Source organism: Thalassolituus oleivorans MIL-1 (genome assembly GCF_000355675.1).
GTDB lineage: Bacteria > Pseudomonadota > Gammaproteobacteria > Pseudomonadales > Oceanobacteraceae > Thalassolituus > Thalassolituus oleivorans.
In genome coordinates this window covers 1,425,736-1,445,077 of sequence record NC_020888.1, presented here as the reverse complement: position 1 = coordinate 1,445,077, position 19,342 = coordinate 1,425,736, and the positions used below count along the sequence as shown (strand labels likewise).

21 protein-coding genes are annotated in these 19,342 nt (G+C 45.6%); 11 read left to right on the top strand and 10 right to left on the bottom strand.

What is annotated here, in order from left to right:
• Window positions 1–160 precede the first annotated feature (160 nt).
• The 6 genes from TOL_RS06530 to TOL_RS06505 form a co-directional block, all read right to left on the bottom strand.
• Window positions 161–1,393 carry a hypothetical protein gene (locus TOL_RS06530; RefSeq protein ID WP_015486512.1) on the bottom strand — a complete coding sequence of 411 codons (1,233 nt, stop codon included), beginning with the start codon at window positions 1,391–1,393 and terminating at the stop codon, window positions 161–163.
• On the bottom strand, window positions 1,393–2,169 hold the full coding sequence (locus tag TOL_RS06525) for an outer membrane lipoprotein-sorting protein (protein ID WP_015486511.1): 777 nt from the start codon (window positions 2,167–2,169) through the stop codon (window positions 1,393–1,395). The genes TOL_RS06530 and TOL_RS06525 overlap by 1 nt, the downstream gene beginning before the upstream one ends.
• Window positions 2,166–4,532: an efflux RND transporter permease subunit gene (locus tag TOL_RS06520; RefSeq protein ID WP_015486510.1), complete on the bottom strand. Its 2,367-nt coding sequence runs from the start codon at window positions 4,530–4,532 to the stop codon at window positions 2,166–2,168. Before TOL_RS06520 ends, TOL_RS06525 begins: the two co-directional genes overlap by 4 nt.
• A gap of 1 nt (window position 4,533) precedes the next feature.
• On the bottom strand, window positions 4,534–5,493 hold the full coding sequence (locus tag TOL_RS06515; protein WP_015486509.1) for a TetR/AcrR family transcriptional regulator: 960 nt from the start codon (window positions 5,491–5,493) through the stop codon (window positions 4,534–4,536).
• A 164-nt stretch (window positions 5,494–5,657) separates the two neighbouring features.
• Entirely contained in the window at window positions 5,658–6,146 is a 489-nt protein-coding gene (locus tag TOL_RS06510) for a chemotaxis protein CheX (protein WP_015486508.1), read from the bottom strand.
• Between the two features lie 177 nt (window positions 6,147–6,323).
• Window positions 6,324–6,887 (bottom strand): hypoxanthine-guanine phosphoribosyltransferase, encoded by a 564-nt coding sequence (locus TOL_RS06505; protein ID WP_015486507.1) that lies wholly within the window; start codon window positions 6,885–6,887, stop codon window positions 6,324–6,326.
• A gap of 177 nt (window positions 6,888–7,064) precedes the next feature.
• On the opposite strand from TOL_RS06505, the gene TOL_RS06500 reads away from it, so the two are divergent.
• The 10 genes from TOL_RS06500 (at window position 7,065) to TOL_RS06455 (ending at window position 15,845) form a co-directional block, all read left to right on the top strand.
• Entirely contained in the window at window positions 7,065–7,625 is a 561-nt protein-coding gene (locus TOL_RS06500) for a Slp family lipoprotein (RefSeq protein WP_015486506.1), read from the top strand.
• A 51-nt stretch (window positions 7,626–7,676) separates the two neighbouring features.
• Complete coding sequence (gene dapE / locus TOL_RS06495) at window positions 7,677–8,804, top strand: succinyl-diaminopimelate desuccinylase (protein ID WP_015486505.1); 1,128 nt, start codon at window positions 7,677–7,679, stop codon at window positions 8,802–8,804.
• The gene (locus TOL_RS06490; RefSeq protein ID WP_051052384.1) at window positions 8,804–9,691 is read left to right on the top strand and encodes a methyltransferase; all 888 of its coding nucleotides are present in this window, start codon (window positions 8,804–8,806) and stop codon (window positions 9,689–9,691) included. Before dapE ends, TOL_RS06490 begins: the two co-directional genes overlap by 1 nt.
• Window positions 9,688–10,149: a DNA polymerase III subunit chi gene (locus TOL_RS06485; RefSeq protein ID WP_015486503.1), complete on the top strand. Its 462-nt coding sequence runs from the start codon at window positions 9,688–9,690 to the stop codon at window positions 10,147–10,149. The genes TOL_RS06490 and TOL_RS06485 overlap by 4 nt, the downstream gene beginning before the upstream one ends.
• Complete coding sequence (locus tag TOL_RS06480; RefSeq protein WP_015486502.1) at window positions 10,149–10,709, top strand: hypothetical protein; 561 nt, start codon at window positions 10,149–10,151, stop codon at window positions 10,707–10,709. The genes TOL_RS06485 and TOL_RS06480 overlap by 1 nt, the downstream gene beginning before the upstream one ends.
• Window positions 10,710–10,853: 144 nt before the next feature.
• A complete protein-coding gene (locus TOL_RS06475) occupies window positions 10,854–13,796 on the top strand; it encodes a valine--tRNA ligase (protein WP_015486501.1) in 2,943 nt (980 codons plus the stop codon).
• Between the two features lie 174 nt (window positions 13,797–13,970).
• The gene (locus TOL_RS06470) at window positions 13,971–14,345 is read left to right on the top strand and encodes a type II toxin-antitoxin system RelE/ParE family toxin (protein WP_015486500.1); all 375 of its coding nucleotides are present in this window, start codon (window positions 13,971–13,973) and stop codon (window positions 14,343–14,345) included.
• Window positions 14,338–14,643 (top strand): helix-turn-helix domain-containing protein, encoded by a 306-nt coding sequence (locus tag TOL_RS06465; RefSeq protein ID WP_015486499.1) that lies wholly within the window; start codon window positions 14,338–14,340, stop codon window positions 14,641–14,643. Before TOL_RS06470 ends, TOL_RS06465 begins: the two co-directional genes overlap by 8 nt.
• 98 nt (window positions 14,644–14,741) lie before the next feature.
• On the top strand, window positions 14,742–15,140 hold the full coding sequence (locus tag TOL_RS06460) for a hypothetical protein (RefSeq protein ID WP_015486498.1): 399 nt from the start codon (window positions 14,742–14,744) through the stop codon (window positions 15,138–15,140).
• A 204-nt stretch (window positions 15,141–15,344) separates the two neighbouring features.
• Window positions 15,345–15,845 (top strand): DKNYY domain-containing protein, encoded by a 501-nt coding sequence (locus TOL_RS06455; RefSeq protein ID WP_015486497.1) that lies wholly within the window; start codon window positions 15,345–15,347, stop codon window positions 15,843–15,845.
• 4 nt (window positions 15,846–15,849) lie between these two features.
• Here the strand turns inward: TOL_RS06455 and TOL_RS06450 are convergent.
• Window positions 15,850–17,000, bottom strand: a protein-coding gene (locus TOL_RS06450) for an IS3 family transposase (RefSeq protein WP_399347676.1) whose coding sequence is annotated in 2 segments (ribosomal slippage) — window positions 15,850–16,757 and window positions 16,757–17,000 — 1,152 coding nt in all. Because the reading frame shifts where the segments join, the coding sequence is not laid out codon by codon here.
• Window positions 17,001–17,037: 37 nt separating this feature from the next.
• Between TOL_RS06450 and TOL_RS06440 the strand changes: the two genes are divergently transcribed.
• The gene (locus TOL_RS06440) at window positions 17,038–17,367 is read left to right on the top strand and encodes a hypothetical protein (RefSeq protein WP_041588426.1); all 330 of its coding nucleotides are present in this window, start codon (window positions 17,038–17,040) and stop codon (window positions 17,365–17,367) included.
• Window positions 17,368–17,501: 134 nt separating this feature from the next.
• Here the strand turns inward: TOL_RS06440 and TOL_RS19410 are convergent, their stop codons facing one another.
• From TOL_RS19410 to TOL_RS06430, 3 genes are all read right to left on the bottom strand, one after another.
• On the bottom strand, window positions 17,502–17,636 hold the full coding sequence (locus tag TOL_RS19410) for a hypothetical protein (protein ID WP_015486496.1): 135 nt from the start codon (window positions 17,634–17,636) through the stop codon (window positions 17,502–17,504).
• A gap of 78 nt (window positions 17,637–17,714) precedes the next feature.
• The gene (locus TOL_RS06435) at window positions 17,715–18,233 is read right to left on the bottom strand and encodes an imm11 family protein (protein WP_015486495.1); all 519 of its coding nucleotides are present in this window, start codon (window positions 18,231–18,233) and stop codon (window positions 17,715–17,717) included.
• A complete protein-coding gene (locus TOL_RS06430) occupies window positions 18,220–18,840 on the bottom strand; it encodes an AHH domain-containing protein (protein WP_144055338.1) in 621 nt (206 codons plus the stop codon). The genes TOL_RS06435 and TOL_RS06430 overlap by 14 nt, the downstream gene beginning before the upstream one ends.
• Between the last annotated feature and the right edge of the window lie 502 nt (window positions 18,841–19,342).

Genomic DNA, 19,342 nt, shown 5'->3' with positions numbered 1-19,342 from the left:
GAGCTCACATGATAATGAGCTTAGAGAGAAGCAAACAAGTGCTTTACCCATCTTTACCGAAAGTCATTCTCATTTACGTCAAAACACAAGAATTTCCAGGTATTAATAGAGATGCCAGCGCCTAATAAGGGCCGGCATCAGCACAAGTATCGAGTAGTCGTTAATAATAGAAGTTCAGTGCCACTTCGACAAAATCGTCACGGCGCAATGTATACAAAAGATCATCTTGAGTATCAGCACCCAATAAGAATGCGTTCACATCTATCGTCATATTGCTTCGTAAGCGTGTACTTGCCTCCAAGAAAAACGACCACGATCCTGCATTGTCTAAATCTTGAGTGACACCGGCTAATACCTCGCTAGAAGCAGCATCGTTAAAAGCAAAGCGCATACCCGCAAAGATATCGTTTTGCGATGTCGTTAGGCTGGCATCACGTTCGTCATATTGGTATTCCAGTAACAAGCCTAGATCCATTGAGCTATCGAAAGGGCCAACAAGGGTATATTCAAAACCCGATACCGCAGCACTATAATCCTCTAATGTTGGATCATTGTACTCACGACGCAATAATTCGGTTTTTAACAACCACCCTTCTAGCGAATATTGCACCGTCGCCGCCGCTTGATTTTGAATTGCATAGTATGGAGTTAACGCGGTCACCACTGGCGTGGCTCCTATCAACTCAATGTCAGGTAAGTAAGCCGGATCTCTTGATGTGCCACGAAATAGCGACACACTCAAATCTAACGGATACTCCATCAGCTCTATCGAGCGGCTCCAACGCAGCGCTAAATCCGTATGACGCTGCTCGGCATTTGCTTGATAAATAGCGTCGTCGTTGACCACATACGGAGCACGCAAGCGCCCCTCTTCTCCGGCAAAGGTACGTTCGCGAAATCCTGGTAAAACGAAAGCTTCAAACGTACCACTGTCGCTTAACCAAATTCCATGCACCATCGGCTGACCCAGTTTTTCATCACCGTCGGCAGCATCTACGCTATCGGTTTGGTTAATAACATCGACCAAATGCAACGATTCGGTTACTCCCCAGAAAACCTTGCCAATACCCGCTCGGATTTCCCAAGGCCCCTGCCAATGCATCCACATTAGTTCGCGAATATCACCGTGACTACGTTCGTCATCAGCGGCGTCATAGCGGTAATAAGGTACAAAGCTAACCCGTTGCGAATTATCGGCATCATCCCAAACAAATTCAGGTTTAATAAAGGTCGATAACTGATTACTTGTTTGCTGCGAATAAGCGGCATCTTCAAAAAAATGCCGCCCTTCTACTCCGACATTTAAGCTAACGTCAATCGCATAGGCCGAAGGGACGATTGCGCTAGTCGTTGCCAGTATCGCGGCACTGAATATCTGCAAGCCCTTCATCATTAGCGTGCTCGCTGTAATGTTGCTTGACTAAAATCGTCTTCTTTTAGCCCAATATTAAAATTCAATTCTGAAGTAATTAAACGTGTGCTTTTTCCGTTTTGATGATTTTGCATATCAAGAATGGCTGCGCGCCAGTAACGGTCGCTATAAACATGCCACTCGCTCATTTCTAGCGTTTTCAACAAGGCATCTTTACGATCATAGTACTCGGTTTTTACTGGGCGTAGATGTTCAGTATCAAGCCAGGTAATTTGTTTTGTGTAACCTGAATTTTCATCCACTGGAATGCTTTCCAGTACATGACACGTCCATTCACCACACGGCTCGTCGCGCAAGTAATTAAACTTATATTTCTCGGGCTCGTAAGAACTCATATCTTCATAGGCAAATTCGCTACCCATAAATGGGCCGGATTTATTTCGCGAAGATATACGTTTAACACGTTTCAGCGCTGGCAGGTACAACCACTGGTCATCTGACTTATCGACGTGCGAGAAGTTTAAAAAGGCAGTGCCTTTTACATCTTTTGGCTCATCAAAAATCGTTAAGCCTTTATCGCCATCGTCGTTAATCTCAAAAGACTGAAACCGCATCTTGCGAATGCTCTCTTCACCTTGAGCATTGCGTAAAATCATCGTCATATGAGCTTCAGAATCACCCCAGCCGGTGTCGCGAGCTTTGCGGTCAGTTGCAATTTCTAAACCACGGGCTTCATCTGCAATCGAGGGTTGAGCTAATAGACATAGGCCCGTTAGTACCGTTACTAATAATTTCATGCAATTTCTCCTTTCGTTTCAGCAATGTCAGCTTCGAGGAGCTTTTCAGCACCCTTGCTCTGATTTTTTATTGTCGATTTATCCGTTTCATCTCGATCAAGCCACAATAACAAGGGTGGCAAGAAGAAGAAATCAATGACCAAGGCAATAGCAATAATCATCGACGTTGCCATCCCCATATCCGAATTTAAGCGGAATGATGAGAACGACAATATGTAGAAACCCATCACCAATACCACGGTGGTAATAATTAAGGCGCGACCAACACTGATAAAGGCGTAACGAATAGCGGCTTCAGTATCTAAACCATCCTTACGCGCTCGTTGATATTTGCTCAAAAAGTGGACGGTATCGTCGACGATGATTCCCAAAGTCATAGAAGTAACAATGGATAACCCTAAGTTAATTTCGCCCGACATAACGCCCCACACACCAAAACCGACAACGGCGGGAGCAAGGTTAGGAATCAAACTAATTGCGCCTAAACGAACTGACCGTAACGCAAATACTAAGATGGCAGAAATCAGCACCATAGCAACTGCCATACTAATAATCATGCTGTGCATGTTCGCTTCACCAATATGCGCAAACATTAAGCCTGGGCTGGCACCAGCCATGCGAACATTAGGCGCATGTTCTGCGATCCACGCTTGCGCACGTTGTTCTAGATCAACAATTTCGCGACTACCTAAATTCTTTAAAGTACTGGTAACACGAGTAGATGACTTGTCGATATTTATTTGGTTGTTAAGATCCAGACCATATGGCAACGACATTTCGTATAGCAGTAAATATTGCGCCGCCAATTCACGTTCTTCAGGAATTCGATACCACTCGCTATCGTCACCATGCATATTCAAATTTAAGCGTTTGAAAGTATCACTAATGGTCGATACATGATCCACCTCTGGCTGAGCACGAAGCCACTCAGAGAATCCGCGTACGGTTTCAATAAATTCAGGCTCGCTGACACCACCTTCAATACCGGAATATAAGGCCCAATCAATACTTTGCGAGCCAGATAACGTATCTTCTTGTTTATTCACCGACTGACGGAATTCAGTTGCATCTGAAAAATAAGCAGTAGCTACGTCATTAATTTGATTTTTAGTAATCAAAGAACCAACAGCCACAATTAAAATCGCACCACCCACCAGCAAAGCGCGTTGACGAGCAACAATAAAATCAGCTAAGCGCGCCATTCCCTTCGAATCGTTAGTCGCTTTACCAACCTTAATGGGTAGCAGCATTAAAATTGCTGGGAACAAGGTTACCGATAACAAATAGGCAGTCATGACGCCCATCGCGCTCAAAATACCGAAATCGGCAAAAACTGGGGACTCAGAAAACGCCAGCGTCATAAAACCAATGGCCGTGGTGGCACTGGTAATAAATACCGGCATCCAATTTAAATCAACGCTGTATTGAACCGCCTGCGCTCTGGTTTTACCTTGGCGCATGGCAAATTGCATTGTAGCAATCATATGCACGCAGTCGGCAACCGCGATTGTTAGTACGACAATTGGAACGTTAATAGTGCCCGTCGATAAGAAAAAGCCTGTCCAGCCTCCCAACCCCATGGTGGCCGCAACACTTAATACCAAAACAATAATAGTGGCCAACATAGCCAATATACTGCGAAGTAATACGGCGAGTAGCACGATAATTAATAGCAGCATGGCAGGAATCAGGGTCGACATATCCTTCTGCCCTTCCGTTGCGAAGCTGCTGTTCATTGGCAACACCCCAGTATGGAAAAACTCCACACTTGGATACTGCTCAGCAAATGTCTTACTTAATGCTTTAACACTTGCCATCACCTCAGCAACATAGGCGGTATTATCCGTTGCACTCGGTAGTTGTAATGTAACGTTTACTAATGCCACCTCACCAGATGCCGACACCATACGTCCTTTTAACGCCGGTTCGGCCAAAGCGATACTGCGTATACGCGTTAAGTCGTCCGCCGTTAAAGATTCTGGGTCTAGCACTAAATCTTCAACAATCATGTCGTCTTCTTCAGACCACGTATGCTGGAAGTTAGTTAATGAGTCCACACGACTTGAATACGGCGTCTGCCAAGCAGCTTCAGTGTAATCTTTAACTAAAGTAAGAAATTCTGGAGTAAAAACCTCGCCATCCTTAGGCACCATTAATACTGCAATATTATCGTTTTTATTAAAGATTCCCTGCATTTCTTCAAAATCATTTAACGGCGCATAACCTTCTTCGAAATAGATTTTGTAATCACCGCGAAATGTTAAATTTTTACCACCCGCTGCAGCCAACACGCTTAACACTAAAAATAACACTAAGAGTATGACCGGATGATCAACAATCCAGCGTTGCATGATTGCTTTCATTTTACTGTTCTCCTTGAGGTGCCACTTCTGGCCGCTGATTGTGCAAAAGCATAGTTAATTCAGGCGCAAAGACTTCTTGTGCAATTCGGTCCCATGTTTCGGTGTAGTCATATTCTTTCGAGGAAGGCGTAACGCCCATGCCGTCCATAATCAAATTGGCGGCAATCAGCGGCAAATTTCGCTGGCTAATTTCACGGCTAGATTCAGTATCAAAGCCTGTCGTTGTTAACGCACAAACGCCGAAGGATGTCGACCAGTTAAGAAAGGTTAAAGCGATTTCATCGAAATTATCATCGGCGGGAAGAGCACCTTCGTCTCTTGCTTTGCGTAATGCCTCTCCCGCCAATCCAAATAAATATTGATCCATTTCAATAATCTTAGCCGCGCGTTCAGGCGCAACCTTTTCCTGAAACCCTGGCGTCCTACAAGTAACAACCGATAAAAACATGGTTGGATTGACGCGCGAATATAGTGAATATGCAAAATGAAATGCCAATAACCGTTCGCGCGCGTGGCCATCAAAGGCATAAGCACGAGTCATTAATTCGCCAACGTAGTGCATGCCGCGTAAACACAAAGCGGCTTGGCAATCTTCTTTACCACTAAAGTGGTTATAAACCGTGCCTTTAGAGAAGTTGCAATTACGAATTAATTTCTCCATGGAGAATTCAGCAAAACCCTCTTGCTCTAATAAATGCAACGCAATATCGAGCAATTCGTTTTCCCGCTCTGCCCATTTTTCTTCACGCGAAAGGCGGGGTTTAGGCGCAAAGAAGGAAGTACGATGGCCGAGAATACATAGGCCCGACTTATCGTTGTCCTTACTATTGGTCGAACACATAACACCTTCAGGCTGAGCATTCGCAGCAGCGGCGTGCTTCCAACAGTGACGCTGAAGATATTCTTCATGCGCCTTTTTTAAGTTTTCGTACTGCTGATACAACCAAGCGAGACTAATCATATTTGACGATCCGTCGATTTTTGACGAACCGTCATATTATGGAGTTGAGCAGACTTTGCAAGGATTTATTGCGGAGTGATTAATGCTAAAACAGAGGGAAATGAAGATAACGGTATAAAATCTATTACAGGAGAGCTTCGCGGCAAGTGAACCGAACGTAATATCTATATCACGCTAGCCGCTCGACGCAATTTACTGCCAATGGCGACTTCTATGAAGAATGGACCGGCTTTGGTGGTAAACGGAATAACAATCACTGGAGCGCTAATAGAGTGCTCGATGTCCTTATCGCCGGCAATTAAGCTTGGCTTTGCCATTTCAAAGTTGTAGCCCTTTTCCCATAACAACTTGCGCGCCCCACCCGACAACATATTGGTTAGCTCACCGGTAAGGTCATGGCAGGTTTCATCCACCTCGGCAATTTCTTCGCCCAACATCTTGCTGCTAATGCACACGATAGCACCGGCAGAAAAACTAATCGCAAGAGAACCGTGGACGGAATCACCATCCATAGGGATAACACCGGTCACAACACCTAAAGGACCAACACCCTCTTTGATGTAGGCTTTACCATGTTCGCAGGTCATGGAAGCCATCGTCGCCAGTATGTTGTCTATTGTTTCGATGAAGGGATTTATAAAATCTACGTTCATAGAATCTGCCACCTCTTTCCATCAGTGTAGTTTAGGCTGGCCGTTGTCGAGTGCTATTTTTGGGAAAAGAAGTCGGTATTTATAGACAAAAAAAGACGCCATTTGGCGTCTTTAAAGATCAATAATTCATAATCAACATTAATTGATCTGTTTTTAGGGGGTTAAGAAAGCGAAAAACTACAGGCCTTTAACCGCATAGATACCATCGGCATTACGCCAAAAACTGCGGTAATCCATGCCATAGCCAAATACGTAACGGTCTTCGACATCACAGCCGACGAAATCGACAGCTAGATCTGGATTTTTACGATTGTGAACCTTGTTCACGAGCACCGCGGTTAACACCTCTTTGGCACCTTGCGCAAAGCACGATTTAACCACTTCGGCTAAGGTGTGGCCTTCATCAAATATGTCATCCAAGATGAGCACTGTACGGCCATCCATCGGAATCGACGGTGGCGCCTGCCATTGCAGATCCGTTTGCCCAGTAAACTCGCCGCGATAGCGAGTAGCATGCAAATAGCCTTGTTCTAAAGGAAAGTTCAAACGCGTTAATAGCTGCCCAGCCATCACTAGGCCGCCATTCATAATGGCGTAAACAACTGGCATGGTATCACTCAATTGTGCGGTGATTTCACCGGCCATACGGTCCAATGCCGCTTCTACTTCTTCTCGACTCTTCAGTAAATCGGCCTCAGCCATTACAGTTTGGAGTTCTTCGCGGGTCAAGGACTGACTCATTCTATCTACCTTAAATTAATATCGAGGCACAAAAACAGCTGCACCATCACAAAGCGGTGTATGTTAGCACTGCGAGCGATCATCGCAACGCTTGCCGACTTTCTTTGTTGTTAAAAGCCGCAAGGAACCAGTTGCGACAATGGATAGTCATACACTGCAGTTACTAGGATTATTATTATGAAGCTTAATTTTACGAAACCCGTTCTCCTCTCTGTATTGGCTTTAACACTCGGGGCATGTGCTAGCTACCCCAAGAGTGTCGCGGTAGATACCCCTGATAATCTGCCGACACTGTCACAATTACAGCAAAACCCTGAAGCCTATGTTGGCAGCCAAGTCGTTTTAGGTGGACGCATTGTCGCCGTAACCAACTATGCCGACAGCAGTACCGTAGAGCTTTTGCAATTACCGCTGTATACCAGTGGACGTCCTAAAAATGATGTTCGCTCGACTTCAGGGCGTATTCGTGTGCACTTCGAGCAGCTGCTTGATCCAGAAGTTTATGCCAAGGGCCAGCTACTCACCGTACGTGGCATCATTTTGGGTAAAGAAGACAGCACCATCGGTGAACATCCCTATTCGTTCGTCAGTATTGATGGCAACGGCATATACCTATGGCCGGAGCGCGATGATCCTGAGGTGATCTACATCATGGGTGTGCAAAATGGATTATTCCCATACTATCGCGAACCACGCTACGTGCCCGTGCGCAGCACTAAACCGACCACTGCTGAGTAGCCTTGTCCTATGTTATGATCGCGGCTTTACGCGTTTTCATCAGGATTTAGCATGACTCCAACTCTGCAATTGGCCTCCGATTTAATTGCCCGTCGTTCAGTTACCCCAGACGACGATGGCTGTCAGCAACTTATGATGGAACGCCTCGGCGCTGCTGGTTTTAATAACGAGCCACTGCGCTTTGGCGACGTCGATAATTTTTGGTCACGCCGTGGTACAGAGAAACCTGTATTCTGCTTTGCAGGTCATACCGATGTGGTTCCTACTGGCCCAGAAACTAAGTGGGAACACGCCCCCTTCGAACCACTGATAAAAGACGGCATGCTCTACGGTCGTGGTGCCGCCGACATGAAAGGCTCTTTGGCCTGCATGATCATTGCGGTGGAACGCTTTGTAGCGAAACACCCAAATCATAAAGGCTCTATCGCATTTTTAATCACCAGCGATGAAGAAGGCCCGGCGCATAACGGCACGGTAAAAGTGGTCGAAACGCTTGAAGCCCGCAATGAAAAAATTGATATGTGCCTAGTTGGCGAGCCGTCGTCTACCAATCTCGTGGGCGACGTGATTAAAAATGGCCGTCGTGGTTCATTGGGCGCAGTGCTAAAAGTAAAAGGGATTCAGGGTCATGTGGCCTACCCTCACTTAGCTAAAAACCCTATCCATGTTGCGGCTCCGGCATTGGCTGAACTCGCAGCAGAAAAGTGGGACAACGGTAACGACTTCTTCCCCGCCACCAGCTTTCAAATCTCCAATATCAATGGCGGAACCGGTGCCACCAACGTGATTCCTGGTGAATTAGAAGTGGTGTTTAACTTCCGCTTTTCTACCGAATTAACCGCCGACATTCTGAAAGAACGCACTGAAGCGATTTTGGATAAACACGGCCTAGATTACGAAATCCAATGGAACCTCAGCGGTCAGCCGTTCTTAACCGCAGCAGGCGCTTTAGTCGAAGCCAGCGTGGATGCTATTCGCGCTATTACTGGCCGCGAAACAGAACTGTCTACCGCCGGTGGCACCTCCGATGGTCGCTTTATTGCACCGACTGGGGCACAAGTTTTGGAATTAGGGCCGTGCAATGACACCATCCATAAAGTAGATGAGTGTATTAAAGCCGAAGACCTGAATGTATTAACGGATATCTACGAACGCTTGCTCGAGAACTTGCTGGCCTAATGACTTCGTTACCTACCATGTCTCTGCCAGCCTCTCTCCTCGTTTGCCCTGTGTGTAGCAACACGCTCGAGCAATACGACAAACGCTGGCAGTGCCGCAATAACCACAGCTTTGATGAAGCCCGCCAAGGCTATTTAAATCTGCTATTGGCGCAGCATAAAAATTCGAAAGCCCCCGGCGACGACCTAGCGATGGCCGATGCTCGCGCTCGCCTGCTCGATTCGGGAGTTTATGAGCCGGTATCGAACCTGCTTAATTCCAATGTACAAGGCTTGCCACAACGTATTCTTGATATTGGGTGTGGTGAGGGCTATTACACCGCGCGCTTGAAACAACACTTGGCGAACCAAGGTTGCGCGGCGCAGATAGTAGGATTGGATATATCCAAAGACACCATCCGCCGAGCCGTACGCCGCGATCGCGATATCCAATGGATTGTCGCCAGTGGTGCTCGCCCTCCGGTCGCTAACCACAGTATGGACTTAGTGATTAGCTTGTTTACACCGCTCATGCCGCAGGGCTTAGAGGGTATTATTCATAGCGATACTGACATCATTTTGGTGAACACAGGCCCGCAGCATTTAATTGAACTGCGCCATATTATTTATGATGAAGTGCGCTTAGATACCTTCTCGCCTATTGCTAAAATGGCCGCAGCGGGTTTTGAATGCGTTGGCGAAGATGCGGTACAACAAACCATTCATCTAACCAGCTCGCAACACATTAGCGACCTACTCATGATGACACCTCACCATTGGCGCGTGACACAGGCCGCGCGGGAGCGTTTACTGGCACATACCAAGTTAGATGTCAGTATTGATGTGGTGTTGCATCGTTTTCGGTTAAGCAAAAATAAAATCGCTATCGCGGGAACTGAATCCAAATGACTCAGTCGGACTTCTATTTGCTGAAAGAACAAACCATTGAAGATCAGTGGTTATTCGCCTGCCGCTTGGTGGACCAATTGGTGACCAAAGAAGGCAGACAAGTACTAGTACAGCTAGATGATCGTCAGCAGGCAGCCGCTTTTGATGACCTACTTTGGACCTACCGAGCAGACTCTTTTGTGCCTCATGCACTGCTAGATGCTCAAGATGCACCGATAGATTGCCAAGTAAGCATTGGCTGGCTCGATGATCCAGGGCATCAACATGATGTGCTAATCAACTTAAGCCAAGTTTTACCGAATTTTTTCAGTCGCTTTCAACGATTATGCGAAGTGGTTGTTCAACATGACCAAGTGTTGGAATACACTCGTAATCACTTTCGCTTTTTGAAAGATCGTGGCTATCCTCTGCAACACCGCGATATGCCACTACAACACTTAGACAAGAGAGCGCGCTGATGAACAACAAGGATGAATCGCGAAATTTACTCAGTGAACTGGAAAATCTACAACGGGTTCTAGACGGCGCCGATGCCGGAACACTAGAAGACGATCATATGGATATTCCAGTACTGGACGATTTATTTGACGGCGACGATATCCAAGCAGCCATCGAACAAGCGAGCTCTGCAGAGTCTGCTCAACTTGCGAACGCAAAATTCTCCTCGCCGCTCGTGTCTAGCAACCCCTTTTTGCCGCAAGCCACCATCGACCGCCTTGCCCACGAGCGCAAAGCAACGATTGAAGACGTCACCAAAATGTCGGCTGCGCCAGCGCCGAAACAAGCAAGCACTAGCCGCTTTACTCCCAATCCTAGTAGCCAAGGTCAGACCTCGACAGCAAAAGAGCGCGCTGAAAAAGCCGCCAGCGTTGAACACAGCATGAATGAAACCAGTTCAGCATTGCTCTCGCTCCTGCAGCGCGAGCGTCTAATCGACGAACTGGTTGACGATATAATGCCGCTATTGAAAGGCCGATTGCGCAATCGCATTCGCCAGCTAATCGAATCTGGCCAATAAACCCAAATTGCACCACCAGAGCCTTACCCTAGGCTCTGCCCTCCGCGCTCGAATTCCGCTATAATCTCCGCCATTTTTAATACTTCATATTTCTGGGCTGGCCCATGCTGCCAGCCCGTATCGACTTGAGTAGCAGCAACGACTATGGATAAGACCTATAAGCCCGGCGCAATCGAACAAACTTGGTACAAAGAGTGGGAAGAAAAAGGCTACTTTAAGCCTTATCAAGACGGCTTAACCGGCGAAGGTTATTCCATCATGATCCCACCACCAAACGTCACCGGCTCGCTGCACATGGGTCATGCGTTTCAGCACACGTTGCAAGATGCACTGGCGCGCTACAAGCGTATGCAAGGTCAAAAAACCTTATGGCAAGTCGGTACCGACCACGCCGGCATCGCTACGCAAATGGTAGTAGAACGTAAACTGGCGGTAGAAAACCAACCGGATCGTCACGCCCTTGGTCGCGAAAAATTCTTGGATAAAGTCTGGGAATGGAAAGAACAATCTGGCGGCACCATCACTAGCCAAATGCGCCGTTTAGGTAACTCAGTAGACTGGGAAACCGAGCGCTTCACTATGGACGATGGTTTTTATAAAGCCGTACAAGAAGTGTTTATTCGTCTGCATAAAGACGGCCTAATTTACCGTGGCAAACGCCTAGTAAACTGGGACCCGAAACTGCACACCGCCATTTCTGACTTAGAAGTTGAGAACAAAGAATCGAAAGGTTCGATGTGGCACCTGCGCTACCCGTTAGCCGATGGTTTAAAAACCAGCGAAGGAAAAGACTACATCGTCGTTGCCACTACTCGCCCTGAAACCATGCTGGGCGATACCGGCGTTGCGGTAAACCCAGAAGATCCGCGCTACAAAGATCTCATCGGTAAACATATCGTACTGCCACTCACTGGCCGTTTAATTCCGATTGTGGGCGACGAACACGCCGACATGGACAAAGGCACCGGCGCGGTAAAAATCACCCCAGCGCACGACTTTAACGACTATGAAGTTGGTAAGCGTTGCGGCCTACCAATGATCAACATCCTTACCTTTAACGCCGACATCCGTGATCAGGCCCAAGCCTTTAACACCGACGGCAGCGTTAACGACACCATCGACACCACCATTCCAGAAAAATATCGTGGCATGGAACGCTTTGCCGCGCGCAAAGCCATTGTTGCTGACATGGATGACCTAGGCCTGCTCGACGCCATTAAAGATCACGATTTAACCGTTCCCTACGGCGATCGTGGCGGCGTTGTGATCGAGCCAATGCTCACCGACCAATGGTATGTCGATGCCAAAACCATGGCTAAGCCCGCAATCGAAGCCGTTGAAAATGGCAACATTCAGTTTGTGCCTAAATCCTACGAGAACATGTACTTCTCGTGGATGCGCGACATTCAAGATTGGTGTATCTCGCGTCAGCTTTGGTGGGGTCACCGCATTCCAGCGTGGTATGACAACGAAGGCAATGTCTACGTTGCTCACGACGAAGCCGAAGTACGTGCACAAAACAACCTAGGTGCCGACGTAGAACTGCGCCAAGATAACGACGTATTGGATACTTGGTTCTCCTCTGCCCTATGGACCTTCGGCACCTTAGGCTGGCCTAACATCGACGACCCAGAAGTTGCCAAACGACTGGCTGACTTCCACCCAACCGACGTATTGGTAACGGGTTTCGACATCATCTTCTTCTGGGTTGCACGCATGATCATGATGACCATGCACTTCTGCAAAGACGAAAACGATAAGCCACAAGTACCGTTTAAAACCGTCTACGTGACCGGTTTAATCCGTGACGAAGTGGGCCAAAAAATGTCGAAGTCTAAGGGCAACGTGCTCGACCCACTCGACATGATCGACGGCATCAGTCTCGATGATTTAATGGACAAGCGCACCGGCAACATGATGCAGCCACAGCTGGCAGAAAAAATCGGTAAGCGCACGAAAAAAGAATTCCCAGAAGGCATCGCCCCACACGGCACTGACGCCCTGCGCTTTACTCTTGCCGCCATGGCCTCAACTGGTCGCGACATCAACTGGGACATGAAGCGCCTAGAAGGCTACCGTAACTTCTGTAATAAATTATGGAACGCCTCACGCTACGTGATGTTGTCTATCGCCGGTGAAGAAGCCGTAGAAGCAGCCGCAGCGAACGGTACTAACATCGCCATTACTGATGCTATGAAAGCAGCCTGTGGTGCAAATGGCGAACCGGGGGCTTTATCACTGGCCGATCGCTGGATTATTTCTCGCCTGCAAACCGCAGAAAAAGAAGTACGCCGCCACATGGACCAATATCGCTTCGATATGGCTGCGCAAACCCTGTATGAATTCATCTGGAATGAATACTGCGATTGGTACTTAGAATTATCTAAGCCTGTACTCTGGGATGCCAACGCTAGCGCAGAAGCCAAACGCGGCACCTTAGGCACACTCGTACGCGTGTTAGAGGCTACCTTACGCTTAGCGCACCCGATTATTCCGTTTATTACCGAATCGATCTGGCAGCAAGTGAAAGACTTGGCGGGTAAACAAGGCGACACCATCATGCTGGCCGCTTACCCTGAGCCACAAGATGCCTTTATCGATCTCGAAGCCGAAGCCGACGTCGAATGGCTAAAAGGCGTGATCACCGCCGTGCGTAACATCCGCGCCGAAATGAACATAGGCCCAAGCAAAGAACTGGAAATCTTGTTAAAAGACGGCGACGACGAAGACTTCCGTCGCGCTGACGACAACCAAGGCTTCTTAATGAAGCTGGCCAAGCTCAGCAAGATTACCTGGCTGAACGAAGGCGACGACATTCCAATGGCAACCACACAACTGGTTGGCCAAATGGAAGTGCTCGTACCTATGGCTGGCCTAATTGATAAAGACAAAGAAATCGCCCGATTGACCAAAGAGATTGAAAAACTCGACAAAGAAATCGGCCGAATCGCTGGCAAGCTAAACAGCGCAGGTTTTGTTGATAAAGCCCCAGAAGACGTCATCGCCAAAGAACGCGAGAAACTGGCGGGTTATGAACGCGACCAAGGCAAGCTGCGCGAGCAGATTGTCGCGATAGCGGCGCTTTGAGAGCGGCCCAGTAAAAGAAGCGCTCTCTTCCTAGCTCGAAATAAAAACCGCCCTATTGGGCGGTTTTTTTGTTTTACGAACCGATAACGGAGAGCCCCTAATTAGTAATTTGTTCAGCCTTGCAAACCATAACACTTAGTCCTATGATCTATTGTAACAAGCAAAGGAATGCTTATGCGTATATTCAAAACTAGTCATTTTAGTAAATGGGCTAATAAAGAAGGTCTGAGCGACGAGACACTACTTCTAGCAGTCTCGGAAATAGAATCCGGACTGGTAGATGCCGACCTTGGCGGAAACGTATACAAAAAGCGCGTGGCAACCAACAATCGTGGTAAAAGCGGTGGAAGCAGAACCCTACTGGCGTACAAAGCAGGCAATAAAGCTTTCTTTGTATATGGATTTGCCAAGAATGCGAGATCGAATGTTACCCAGATAGAGCTTAAAGCCCTGAAAGCATTAGCAAAAGAACTGCTTATCTACAGCAACAAAGAATTAGTCAACGCCATAACCTATGGCGAAATCGTAGAGGTATTGCAAAATGACTGACTCTATTCTCGACAGCATCCACAAAACAGCGTTAGGCCTGCACAACGCCGGTGTAATGAAAGACACCACCCTTCGTGAGTTTGATGCCCTCTGCCTGCCTCCGGTAAAAGAATATTCTGCATCACAAATCAGGAGCATCCGTACCCAAAACCACGCAAGCCAAAGTGTTTTTGCGGCTTACTTGAATACCAGCGTATCAACCGTGCAAAAATGGGAACAAGGCATAAAAAAACCAAATGGCCCATCTTTGAAATTGCTGAACATCGTGGAAAAGAATGGTTTGCAAGTATTGGTGTAGTGCTGCTCCCCAATATCTCATAAAATCGGAAGATAAATTCGTAGGTTGGATTAGCGCGAAGTACGTAACCCAACAAAAGACTTCAAGGATTAGTGAAAATGAATGGATACACTGAGTCAAAAAAAGAAACATTTTTGAGTAAAAGTAATTTTATAGACTTATTCTTTGCAATATTGCTTCTGATAGTATTTTGGACTTTTTATTTTGGCATCCCACTAATACCGGCATCATTTCATGAAATGGCAGCAGCCTTCGGGCAAAGCGGTCCTAAGGCAACGGAGCTTTTTTATGAGTATTATATTTACATACCTGTATTATATTTTTTAGTCCAAGCATCTTATATTGGTTATTTCATAAAGGTCATGATCTCGGGTAGAGACAAAAAGTTATTTAAACGTATCACAATCATTAACATTCTGGCATGTGTACTTATATTTATCGTCACTATGGTGTGCGTTTATCTGCCATTAGCTTCTGAATCGACCCTGGCTTTCTAGACACTAATTTAAAAAATAGCTCTTTCCATAGCCCCTTAAGTTTGACTATACAAAGATGGGAGTTATTAGCATTAAGGTTTTACGTGATTTATCTTAGAAGGCTAAAAACCGGATCAGGAACCTGTGCTGCTTGCACCAAAAAAATTAGAGAGCAAACTAAGAAATAAATGCTCTGACGCGCTTGAATCAGGATGAATCGAAAAAATGTTTAAAATACTTCTATTAATTTTTGCAGGTATCGTTGCAATAGGCCTACTAGTGATCATATTCTTTATAGGATCACTTATTTACTCAGCCTTTGGAATGGGCTATGACAAAATCAACAAAAGTCTTAGTGATCTATATTACTCGAAAGACAATAAAGTATACTTCGTCAGAGGCGGAAATTTTTTTGAGCTAGGCCCTACATTAATAGAGGATGCAGACTTAGCGTCGCTAAAAGTACTTTCAGCCAATTATGCACTTGATATGAACAATGTTTATTTTCAAAGTGAGAAGTTGCCCTTTGCAGACACATCGTCTTTTTCAGCCCTAGATAGCTACTATGCCAAAGATAATAACCATGTATATTATTTTGGAAAACCGATATCAGACATAGACCCTAATACTTTTGAACTTATCGGCACCTCATATTTTTCGAAAGACAAGAATAACGTCTTATATTTAGGGAATAAGATTAACAATGCAATACTGAATCGCCCCTAGTTTCCTAGACACCCATTTGCTTCAAAAAATAATTCTTTTCATAGTCCCTTGGCGACAAGTCATTATTATTACCATGACGACGTGTGGAATTATAAAACAGCTCAATATAATTAAATATATCCGCTTTTCCTTCTTCTCTTGTGCGATAAATTTTACGGCGAATACGTTCTCGCTTTAGCAAGGCAAAGAAGCTTTCCGCACAGGCATTATCATGACAGTTCCCTCTACGGCTCATACTGACGGTTAAGTTATTGGCTTTTAACATGCTTTGCCAGTCGTAACTTGTGTATTGGCAACCTTGATCGGAATGCACGATCACCTCACCTTTTGGCTTCCTTCGCCAGCACGCCATCGTGATTGCATTCAGTACCAAATCGGTATTAATACGTTCACTCATCGACCAGCCAACGACCTGCCGTGAGAATAAATCAATGATTACCGCTAGAAACAGCCAGCCCTCATAGGTACGAATGTAGGTAATATCGGTGACCCATACGGTATTCGGTTTGGATACATCAAATTCACGATTCAGTAGGTTAGGGGCAACGGTGGATAACTCGCCGCTGTCATAGCGTGTTTTTCGGTTGTAGCCCCGCTCTGCCTGTATTTGTGCCTGCTGCATCAGTCGATGAACACGATTTTTTCCACAGTGTTCTCCTGCATGCTTTAGATCTTTATGGATTTTTCGATAGCCATAAACGCAACCACTCTCAAGCCAGAATTGCTTAATAAACCCGAGTAGATACTCATCAACTTTCTGCCGTGTACTTTCGGGGTTCGCTAACCAGGCATAAAACCCACTGGGATGAACTTCAAGTGTTCGACACAGGGTACGAACGGAGTAGCGATCTGTTCGAGATTTTATGAACGTGTATTTTTCTTTGACTCGGCAGCAAAGAACACGGCGGCCTCCTTTAATATGTCACGCTCCTCTGTGACACGTTTTAGCTCCGCTTTAAGCTTACGCAGCTCTTCATGACTGGATTGCTTCTCGTGGTAGGCTTGCGCATTCTCGCCGTAACGATCACGCCAGTTGTACAAGCTCTTAGTTGTAATGCCTAAACGCTGAGCAACATCAGCAATGGAGTAACCATGTTCGGTCACTTGCTTTACTGCTGCGATCTTGAATTCTTCGTTATATCGTTCACCAGCCATCTCGGCCTCCTCTTTAAATACATTGTAACTTTAAAGAGTGTCTAGGAAACTAGGGGCGATTCAATCCGAATTAAAGAAGCATAAACTAGCACTTCTACTAATTAGTGAGCGGCCCTCTGGTTGGGATAGTATTATTGGAAATCACATCAAAGAATTAAATAAAAATTCTTTTTACCTATTTGACGTTTTCCATACCCTTAAGCATGAATACCAATTTGGAAGAAATAATGACAAAAACCTAAAAACTATCGCGACACTAATAAAAATGTCGATAGCAAAACATGAAAAAGGGATTGAGTCACCTGGCGCCAAGGTTATCAACAAAGTTTCTGATGATGTTTTGCCTAAAAGGATGCCTGCAGAGTAACCTTAAGAAACAGCCACCAAAAGGTGGCTGTTTCTCATTTATCTATTAACTCCCTCCTCCTCTTCAGTTCCTAGTTCAATGGGGGCAGAGTTGTCGATATTTAAAGCGTTACGTCGTGGACAGGAACGTAAGTATTAGCCACAACGCTTAACCAGTGCTTCGCCAATGATGCCTTTAAACCAAGGTGATTTGGCAACGCCAATCAATAGGATGATTGGTATGACCCAAAGCAGCGGTTTGAATATTTCTAGTAGGTCTAGCTGAAGCATTACTCAGTACTCCTTTAGGTCGATACATCCATATTGCGAACTCGCTATTAATTATCTAGTTCATCCATAGCAACAAGTTCACTTAGCTAAAAACTTCTCAAACTCAACGCCTGTCGGCTTATACTTGTTAATAACATCCAACATATTCTGAGATACAAAAATACCTGTATGGTTATCTTCTGCTATCTTAAAGAATCCAACCGTTGGTACTTTGCTTGAATCAAAAACAACCGAGCTTACGCCACCAAAGCTATTAAATTCGGAGTTTTCCTTATCAAGGCAATCAGCTACCGACAGTACATTCACTAACCACATGCGAATACCTGACCACTGAAGCGGTATAAATTGACAAGTATCTTCAGCCGCTTCTTTTAAGTGCTCGTACAAATCTTGAGTAATAACGAAAGATCCAATATTGAGCATGGATATATCAGCAAGTGGCATTCCAGTATCTTCTTCGTCGACCACAATATTAATAGGCGTGTCGATATTCAGTGGCTTACCTTTACACCTAATGACTTCGGAACCTTCTGGTACGAAGCTTTTAAAATTCTCGTAATCTACTTCGATTGATACGACAACATCAGAAAGCACCATTACTAACCTCCATTACTTCCTTTCTCTTTAATCGTCGATCTATTGGAAACGTGCCAACGATTATACCCTGTGCAATACGTCGTAGTATCACCCTTGCATGGGCTGAACTCATAGCCTGCTCTAAACATGAGGTTATGTTTAGATAATATATCTTTCTGTGCAGTGGTCTATGGGCATAATTGAAATCAGGGTAGCCAGATAGATTTTTTTTAAAATTAGGAAGCCAAACTCCATTGGTTGGGTCGTCTATTCTTAATTGATATTGAGCTAAAATCTCTCTTGCAGCAATTGCACGTGCGTGACCACCACTGACAATTGCATGAGCTTCAAAATTTGAATCGGGGCGGACATATTGAACGGTTTCGAGAAACCTACCTAGTCTTTCTGACTTATGCTCTTCAGCCATTAACTCACTTTGAGTCATGTGAACGCCTTGCCCAACATACTGTGAGAGCGCCTCCTTCATAGCCCTTACTTTAGTTTCAGTAATAACCTCGGCTATTAATCTATTAGTTTCTTGATCAAGACGGCCATTCACAGTAAGAAGCTGCGTTAGACCAAGTCGGAAGTCTAATTCATCTACTTCTAAATATTCGGGATCACGCATGACTTGCTCCATTTATTGTTACTCCAACCTCTTCCCTTTGCTTCAACCACGGCGATTTGGCGACGCCAATCAATAAGATGATTGGAATGACCCATAGCAGCGGTTTGAATATTTGAAGTAGATCTAGCGGGAGCATTGCTCATCCCTATTGAGCCCTAATCATCCGATAGTAACCAAATATTGTCTTCTGTGCTAATTCGTCTAACGATTATTTGATAGCGGGTACTTCAACGGTGCGTATTGCCCTATTCCTGATCAATTCATATGGCAATGAATCTACCGTGCTGGTTGACGTTCCAAGCAACACACACGGTAGGGATATGGTGAAAGATTGCATGAGATTGCGATCCCCCTTATTACTATTTAGGTGTATTGGGTAATTTTGCCAATTCTAGTTTTAATGAGGGGTTTCGAACGCTGGATGTCAGGCAATTGACCGCTTGAATCACTCCGTATATCAAACCAAATGCGATGCCTCCTATTAGAATAATCGGTGATAAAG